The 7712-nt window shown below is 73.1% G+C and carries 8 protein-coding genes; 7 read left to right on the forward strand and 1 reads right to left on the reverse strand.

What is annotated here, in order from left to right:
- The first annotated feature begins 73 nt into the window (after positions 1-73).
- Positions 74-1552: an FAD-dependent oxidoreductase gene (locus HF577_RS35740; RefSeq protein WP_169400430.1), complete on the forward strand. Its 1479-nt coding sequence runs from the start codon at positions 74-76 to the stop codon at positions 1550-1552.
- A gap of 7 nt (positions 1553-1559) precedes the next feature.
- On the opposite strand, the gene HF577_RS35745 is transcribed toward HF577_RS35740, so the two are convergent.
- Positions 1560-2174 (reverse strand): hypothetical protein, encoded by a 615-nt coding sequence (locus tag HF577_RS35745; protein ID WP_169400431.1) that lies wholly within the window; start codon positions 2172-2174, stop codon positions 1560-1562.
- Positions 2175-2468: 294 nt separating this feature from the next.
- Here HF577_RS35745 and HF577_RS35750 point away from each other — a divergent pair, with 294 nt between their 5' ends.
- The 6 genes from HF577_RS35750 to HF577_RS35775 form a co-directional block, all read left to right on the forward strand.
- Entirely contained in the window at positions 2469-4139 is a 1671-nt protein-coding gene (locus HF577_RS35750) for a nitrite/sulfite reductase (RefSeq protein WP_169400432.1), read from the forward strand.
- An 18-nt stretch (positions 4140-4157) separates the two neighbouring features.
- Positions 4158-4325 (forward strand): PDDEXK family nuclease, encoded by a 168-nt coding sequence (locus HF577_RS35755; protein WP_169400433.1) that lies wholly within the window; start codon positions 4158-4160, stop codon positions 4323-4325.
- Entirely contained in the window at positions 4322-5026 is a 705-nt protein-coding gene (locus HF577_RS35760) for a phosphoadenylyl-sulfate reductase (protein WP_169400434.1), read from the forward strand. Before HF577_RS35755 ends, HF577_RS35760 begins: the two co-directional genes overlap by 4 nt.
- Positions 5023-5934: a sulfate adenylyltransferase subunit CysD gene (gene cysD / locus HF577_RS35765; protein ID WP_169400435.1), complete on the forward strand. Its 912-nt coding sequence runs from the start codon at positions 5023-5025 to the stop codon at positions 5932-5934. The genes HF577_RS35760 and cysD overlap by 4 nt, the downstream gene beginning before the upstream one ends.
- Positions 5934-7208 carry a sulfate adenylyltransferase subunit 1 gene (locus HF577_RS35770; RefSeq protein WP_169400436.1) on the forward strand — a complete coding sequence of 425 codons (1275 nt, stop codon included), beginning with the start codon at positions 5934-5936 and terminating at the stop codon, positions 7206-7208. The genes cysD and HF577_RS35770 overlap by 1 nt, the downstream gene beginning before the upstream one ends.
- 5 nt (positions 7209-7213) lie before the next feature.
- Positions 7214-7712, forward strand: a 499-nt coding sequence (locus HF577_RS35775) for a sirohydrochlorin chelatase (protein ID WP_312859598.1), incomplete at its 3' end; no start/stop codon positions are given.

Genomic DNA, 7712 nt, shown 5'->3' on the forward strand with positions numbered 1-7712 from the left:
GGACGGTCCTGTTGATCGTGACTAGCGTCGATGGCACCCCGGGGCGCCCGGGCACGTGACCGGGAGGACCGGGATGGCGATCGACAGGCCGCGCCGGCCGGCCGGCGTGTTCGCCGACCTCGTGTCGACGACGACATCCACCGCACCGCGGCAGGTGCTGGGGCGAGCCGTCGTGATGGGCGGGTCGGTTGCCGGGTTGCTGGCAGCGCGGGTGCTCGCCGACGTGGCCGCCGAGGTCGTGATCGTCGAGCGGGACGGGCCCGATCCCGGAGTGGACGACCGGCCGGGCGTGCCGCACGGACTGCAGGTACACGCGCTGCTGGCGGGAGGGCGGCTGCATCTCGACCGGTGGTTCCCCGGCTTCTCGGCCGACTGCGTGGCGGCGGGTGCCTTCGTGGCCCCGTCCCGCGATCTGCGATCCGCGCTGACCGGGCGCCACCGCTGGCTGCGCAGCGTCGACCCCGGGGTCATGTCGGGGAGCCGGCCGTTCCTGGAGGGGATGATCCGCCGCCGGGTGCTCGCACTCCCCGCGGTCACCGTGGTCACCGGGCGCGCCACCGGCCTGGAGTGCCGGGGCGGGGCCGTGACCGGCGTGCACGTGGAGGCGGGCGGCGAGCACCGCGTGGAGCGTGCGGACCTCGTCGTCGACGCCACCGGACGGGCGAGCCGGCTCGGCGAGTGGCTCGAACGGGCCGGCTGGGACCGCCCGGACCTGCTCCGGCTGCCGATCGAGCTGAGCTACGCCACCGGGTACTTCCGGAGCCCAGCGACCCCCGAGCCGCCCATGTGGCTCATCCGCGACCTGCCGGGCCGGACGAACGGCGGGGTGTACGGGCCGATCGAGGACGACCGCTACATCGTGATGATCTCGGCCTACGGCGACCACCGGCCCGGCAGCACGATCGAGGACTTCCGCGCGCAGCTGCGGGCGGACCTGCCGGAACCCTTCACGGTGGTCACGGCCGGCGAACCGCAGGGTCCGATCCGGACCTACCACATGGCCGACAGCCGCCGTCGCGACTTCGGGCCGCCGCACCGTCTCCCGGCCCGGCTGGTGGCGGTGGGCGATGCGGTGGCGTCGTTCAACCCCACCTTCGGCCAGGGCATCTCCTCGGCGGCGCTGCATGCCGTGTGCCTGGAGTCGTACCTCTCCGACGAACCGGATCTCGATGCTCCGGCCGACGGCTTCTTCGCCCGGCAGCGGGTCGTGGTGGATGCCGCCTGGCGGTTGTCGACGATCATGGACGTGCGCCGCACGGGTGTCGTGCTGCCCCTGTCACTCCGGGAGCGGCTGGCCCGGCGCCTCACAGGCCACGTCCTGAGCGCCGGGGCCCGGGACGCCACCGTGGAGGCCGCGGTGACCGCGGCGGGCTTCATGCTGGTGCATCCCGACGTGCTGCTCACCCCGGCCGTGCTCGCGCGGGCCGCCGTCGTGCACGGGCGGGTGGCGGTGGCCCGAGGTGTCGTGGCGGCGCGGCACGGGCTGCGGTGGCTGGCCGGGCGGGTGAACGAACGGCGCGGCCGGCGCCCGCTGCCGGCCGAGGCGGCCTGACGGCAGCTCAGCGACTGTGCGGCAGGATCGACGCCGAGTGTTCGCCTCGCCAGAGATCCGGCCGCCACCGCTGCACGAGCGGAGCAACGGGCGGCGGGTCCCCGGGCCCCGCCCACACCACGAACAGCCAGCATTGCTCGCCGCCGAGCCGCCATGCGGTACGGAGTTCGGGGTGCCGGCGCACGGCCTCGGCGTCTGCCGGGTGGAGTTCGAGCGCCACCACGATCGGGGTCCTCTCCGGCCGCCGGTCGAGCCACCGGATGTACGTCTGGGCGCTGATGCGCCGGCGCCGGTCGGAGACGCGCAGCGAGACCGCGGCGATCTCCGTCCACACCAGGCGGAACGCCGGCCTGCGGCGGCCGGTGTCGAGCCGGATCCCCTCATGGTCGATCAGCAGCCGCAGCGGCCGTCGAAGCTCGAACAGCGCCTGCGACACGAGGAGCGCGAGCAGCCCGAGGCAGCCCCCCAGAACCCCGGCGACCACCCGTGCCGTCAGGCCTCCGTGCACCTCGCCCCGGACCGCGGCGACGAGGACCACCACGGTGAGCCCCCACAGGATCGGTGCCGAGATCAGGAGCCCCGGCGCGCTCCTCCTGCGCAGGTCGATCACTCCGCTCTCCACGCGGCGAGACGCTACGCAGACGGGCATCGGTACGGGGCCGTTCGGCGAAGACGTGTGAGTCCGCTCCCAGCATGCGGACGTCCATGGATCGTGGACCGGACAAGTGGCACGCTGTCCGTTGTGACTGCGCTGACCCTGCGACTCGTGGCCCGGCGCCACGTGGACCTGCACCGGGTGAGCAGCGCGCTCTGTCGACAGCGCTGATCTCGCGCCCCCGACCACCACATCTCAGCTGGCGCCGAGGCCTGCCGCCCTGACCGCGGTGTGCCCGTGCCGCGATCCGGAGGCTCCGTCTTGCCCCCCACCACGTCCGTTCCCGGCAAACGCAAGCGCGGCGAAGGCCAGTGGAAGCTGGGCTACCGCGAGCCCCTCAACCCGAACGAGCGCACGAAGAAGGACGACGACGGGCTGAACGTCCGCGCCCGAATCGAGAACGTCTACTCCAAGCGCGGGTTCGACTCGATCGACCCGGCCGACCTGCGCGGCCGGATGCGCTGGTGGGGCCTCTACACGCAGCGCCGGCCCGGCATCGACGGCGGCCGTACCGCGGCGCTGGAGCCCGAGGAGCTCGACGACCGCTACTTCATGCTCCGCGTCCGCATCGACGGCGGGGCGCTCACCACGGAGCAGCTGCGGGCGATCGGCGAGGTCTCGCAGGACCACGCGCGGGGCACCGCCGACGTCACCGACCGGCAGAACATCCAGTACCACTGGATCCAGATCGAGGACATGCCCGCGATCTGGAAGAAGCTCGAAGGCCTCGGCCTGCTCACCACCGAGGCGTGTGGCGACACCCCTCGCGTCATCCTCGGCTCGCCGGTCGCCGGGATCTCCGCCGACGAGAAGATCGACCCGAGCCCGGCGATCGACGCGATCCTCGAGCGCTACATCGGCAGCCCCGAGTTCTCCAACCTGCCGCGCAAGTTCAAGACCGCGATCTCCTGGCAGCAGGACGTGGCGCACGAGGTGAACGACGTCTCGTTCGTGGGCGTCGAGCACCCGGAGCACGGCCCCGGCTTCGACGTGTGGGTCGGGGGCGGGCTCTCCACCAACCCGAAGATCGCGCAGCGGCTCGGGGCGTGGGTCCCGCTCGACGAGGTCCCCGACGTCTGGGCGGGGATCATCTCGGTGTTCCGCGACTACGGCTACCGCAGGCTGCGCCACCGCGCGCGGATCAAGTTCCTCGTGGCCGACTGGGGCGTGGAGGAGTTCCGGCGCGTGCTGGAGGACGAGTACCTGGGCCGCAAGCTCGTGGACGGCCCCGCGCCCGCCACCCCCGAGAGCCCGATCGACCACATCGGCGTGCACAAGCAGGTCGACGGCCGCAACTACATCGGTGTCGCACCGCCCGCCGGGCGCGTCTCGGGAGCCACGCTGGTGGCGCTGGCCAAGGCCGCGGAGACCGCGGGCTCGCGCCGGGTGCGGCTCACGCCCCAGCAGAAGATCGTCGTGCTCGACGTGCCCGACCGGAACGTCACGTCGCTGACCGCAGAGCTCGCCACCCTGGGCCTGCAGGCCGAGCCGTCGCCGTGGCGGCGCGCCACGATGGCCTGCACCGGCATCGAGTTCTGCAAGCTCGCCATCGTCGAGACGAAGGAGCGGGCGATCCGGCTGGTGGAGGAGCTGGAGCGCCGGCTCGCCGACGTCAGCCCGGACGTCCCGATCTCGATCCACCTCAACGGCTGCCCCAACGCCTGTGCCCGCACGCAGGTGGCCGACATCGGGCTCAAGGGCCAGATCGTCACCGCCGCCGACGGCACGCAGGTCGAGGGCTTCCAGGTGCACCTGGGCGGCGGCCTCGGCCTCGACGCCGGGTTCGGGCGGAAGCTGCGCGGGCTCAAGGTCACCAGCGCCGAGCTGGGCGACTACGTCGAGCGGGTCGTCCGCCGCTTCGTCGACCAGCGCGAGGACGGCGAGCGGTTCGCCCAGTGGGTCACCCGGGCCGCGGAGGGCGATCTCAAATGAGGCGCGAGGTGAGCCGGAATGTCTGAGCGTGCCGTCCCCTTCTACTGCCCGTACTGCGGCGAGGAGGACCTCCGTCCCGCGGAGCAGACCGAGAAGGTGCCGCACGGCGCCTGGTACTGCGCCGACTGCCTGCGGACGTTCTCACTGAAACTCGTCGGAATCGGAATCGCGGAGACAGTTCGATGAGCCTTGCGACAGAGGTTGACCTGCGGGCGGTGGCCGAGCGCGGTGCGGCCGAGCTGGGCCCGGACGCCACCGCCGAGCAGCTGCTCACCTGGGCCGCCGGAACGTTCGGCGAGCGGCTGATCGTCGCGTCGAACATGCAGGACGCGGTGCTCGTCGACCTGGCCGCCCGCGCCCTGCCGGGGGTGGACGTGCTGTTCCTCGAGACCGGCTACCACTTCGCCGAGACCATCGGGACGCGCGACGCCGTCGAGCACAGCTACGACGTGCGGATCGTCAACGCGACGGCGGAGCACAGCGTCGCGGAGCAGGACTCGCTGCTCGGCAAGGACCTGTTCGCCCGCGACCCGAACCAGTGCTGCGCGCTGCGCAAGGTCGCCCCGCTGCAGAAGACGCTCGCGGGTTACGACGCCTGGGTCACCGGCGTCCGCCGGGTCGAGGCACCGACCAGGGCGAACACGCCATTGGTCACGTTCGACGAGAAGTTCGGGCTGGTGAAGATCAACCCGATCGCCGCGTGGAGCGACGAGGACATGGACGCCTACATCGCCGAGCACGGGGTGCTGGTCAACCCGCTCGTGTCGGAGGGCTACCCGTCGATCGGATGCGCCCCCTGCACCGCGAAGCCGGCGCCGGGCGCGGATCCGCGCAGCGGCCGCTGGGCGGGCACGGGCAAGATCGAGTGCGGGCTGCACGTCCAGTGACCGCCGCCGCAGCCCCCACCCTCGACGCGCTCGAGGCCCTCGAGTCCGAGTCCATCCACATCTTCCGCGAGGTGGCGGGAGAGTTCGACCGTCCGGTGATCCTGTTCTCCGGCGGCAAGGACTCCACGCTGCTGGTGCACCTCGCCGTCAAGGCGTTCGCGCCCGCGCCGGTGCCGTTCCCGCTGCTGCACGTCGACACCGGGCACAACTACCCCGAGGTCATCGACTTCCGCGACCGGATCGTCGAGCGGCTCGGGCTGCGCCTGGAGGTGGCGCACGTCCAGGACTGGATCGACGACGGCCGCCTCGTCGAGCGCCCGGACGGCACGCGCAACCCGTTGCAGACCACCCCCCTGCTCGACACGATCGTCGAGCACCGGTTCGACGCGGTGTTCGGCGGCGGCCGACGCGACGAGGAGCGGGCGCGGGCCAAGGAGCGGATCATCTCGCTGCGCGACGCGTTCGGCCGGTGGGACCCCCGCAGCCAGCGCCCGGAGCTGTGGAACCTCTACAACGGCCGCCACGCGCCCGGCGAGCACGTGCGGGTGTTCCCGATCTCCAACTGGACCGAGCTCGACGTCTGGCGCTACATCCAGCGCGAAGGGATCGAGCTGCCGTCGATCTACTTCGCCCACCAGCGCGAGGTCTTCCGCCGCGACGGCATGTGGCTCGCCGAGGGCCCGTGGGGCGGCCCGCGCGGCGCCGAGACCCTGGAGCTGCGGGACGTCCGGTACCGGACGGTCGGCGACGGTTCGTGCACCGGTGCCGTCGAGTCCACGGCGGCCACGGTGGAGGAGATCATCGCCGAGGTCACCGCGTCCCGGCTCACCGAGCGCGGGGCCACCCGCGCCGACGACCGCCTCTCCGAGGCGGCGATGGAAGACCGGAAGCGCGAGGGGTACTTCTAGTGACACGGGATCTGCTCCGCTTCGCCACCGCCGGCAGCGTCGACGACGGAAAGTCCACTCTGGTCGGGCGCCTGCTGTACGACACCAAGTCGGTGCTCGCCGACCAGATCGAGGCCGTGCAGCGCGCGTCGGTCGACAAGGGACTGGCCACTCCGGACCTGTCCCTGCTGGTGGACGGCCTGCGCGCCGAGCGCGAGCAGGGCATCACGATCGACGTGGCCTACCGCTACTTCGGCACCCCCACACGCGAGTTCGTGCTCGCCGACACCCCGGGCCACGTGCAGTACACCCGCAACACGGTCACCGGCGCCTCCACCGCGGAGCTCGCCGTGCTGCTCGTCGACGCCCGCCACGGCGTCGTCGAGCAGACGCGCCGGCACGCCGCCGTGCTCGCCCTGCTGCGGGTGCCGCGGCTGGTGCTGGCCATCAACAAGATCGACCTGGTCGACTACGACGAGGCCGTCCTCGCCGCCATCGCCAAGGACTTCGCCGGCCTCGCCCGCTCGCTCGGTTTCGCCGACGAGGCCGTCGTGACGATCCCGGTGTCGGCGCTCGTGGGCGACAACGTCGTCGAACGCTCGGCGCGCACGCCCTGGTACGACGGCCCGACCCTGCTCGGGCACCTGGAGTCGGTGCCCGTCGCCGGTCCGGAGGTGGCAGCGCCGTTCCGCATGCCCGTGCAGTACGTGATCCGGCCCAGAACCGAGGAGCTGCACGACTACCGCGGCTACGCAGGCCAGGTCGCCGCCGGCACCGTCCGGCCCGGTGACGAGGTCGTGGTGCTGCCCGGCGGGGCCCGCACCACCGTCGAACGCGTCGACACGGCCGACGGGCCGCTCGCCGCCGCCGGTGCCGGGCGCAGCGTCACGGTGCTGCTGACCGACGACATCGACATCGCCCGCGGCGACGTCCTCGCCTCGGCCACGGCCCCGCCCCGCCTGACCGACGAGCTCGACGCCACGCTGTGCTGGCTGTCGGACAAGCCGCTGCGGCCGGGCGCCCGGCTGCTGCTCAAGCACGGCGCGCGCACCACGCAGGTGATCGTCGGAGCGCTGGGCGAGCGGCTGGACACCGACACCGTGTCCTATGTGGACGCGCCGGAGCAGCTGGGTATCAACGACATCGCACGCGTCAGCCTGCGCACGGCCGACCCGCTGCCCGTCGACGACTACGCCGACATCCGCGCCACCGGCAGCTTCCTGCTGATCGACCCGCCCACCGGCAACACGCTGGCAGCCGGCCTGGTCGGCAGCCCGCTCCGGCTGGCCACGTAGCCGCGGTGGCGCTCCAGCCCGTTCCCACCCGCCTGCCGTCGGACGCCGGAGGGCTCCGCGCCGGGGCCGAGGGGGCAGCGCCGGTGCTGGTGGCCGTCGCGCACGGCAGCCGCGACCCGCGGTCGGCGGCCACCGTGGCGGAGCTCGCCGACGAGGTCCGCAGGCAGCACCCGGGGCTCGACGTGCGGGTGAGCTTCCTCGACCTGTCCGCCCCCCGCCTGCCGGACGTGCTCGCCGGCGTCGCCGCGGAGGGTCACCGGCGCGCGGTGGTCGTCCCGCTGCTGCTGGGCCACGCCTTCCACGCGAGGGTCGACGTCCCTGGCGAGGTCGCGAAGGCCGCCCGGCGTCACCCCCAGCTCGCCATCACCACGGCCGGCGTGCTGGGCGGCAGCCCGCTGCTGGAGGCCGCGGCCCTGGACCGCCTCGCCGCCGTCACCGGCCCGCTCCCCGACCCCGGCCTGGGTGTGGTGCTCGCCGCCATCGGCTCCTCCCACGCCCCGGCGA

It is taken from the genome of Pseudonocardia xinjiangensis (assembly GCF_012911925.1).
In the GTDB taxonomy this organism is placed as follows: domain Bacteria; phylum Actinomycetota; class Actinomycetes; order Mycobacteriales; family Pseudonocardiaceae; genus Pseudonocardia; species Pseudonocardia xinjiangensis.

Excerpts from the sequence above, each read along its gene's own strand:
- HF577_RS35740 (WP_169400430.1), top strand. The coding sequence starts at position 74 with ATGGCGATCGACAGGCCGCGCCGGCCGGCCGGCGTGTTCGCCGACCTC.
- HF577_RS35755 (WP_169400433.1), top strand. The coding sequence starts at position 4,158 with ATGTCTGAGCGTGCCGTCCCCTTCTACTGCCCGTACTGCGGCGAGGAG.
- HF577_RS35760 (WP_169400434.1), top strand. The coding sequence starts at position 4,322 with ATGAGCCTTGCGACAGAGGTTGACCTGCGGGCGGTGGCCGAGCGCGGT.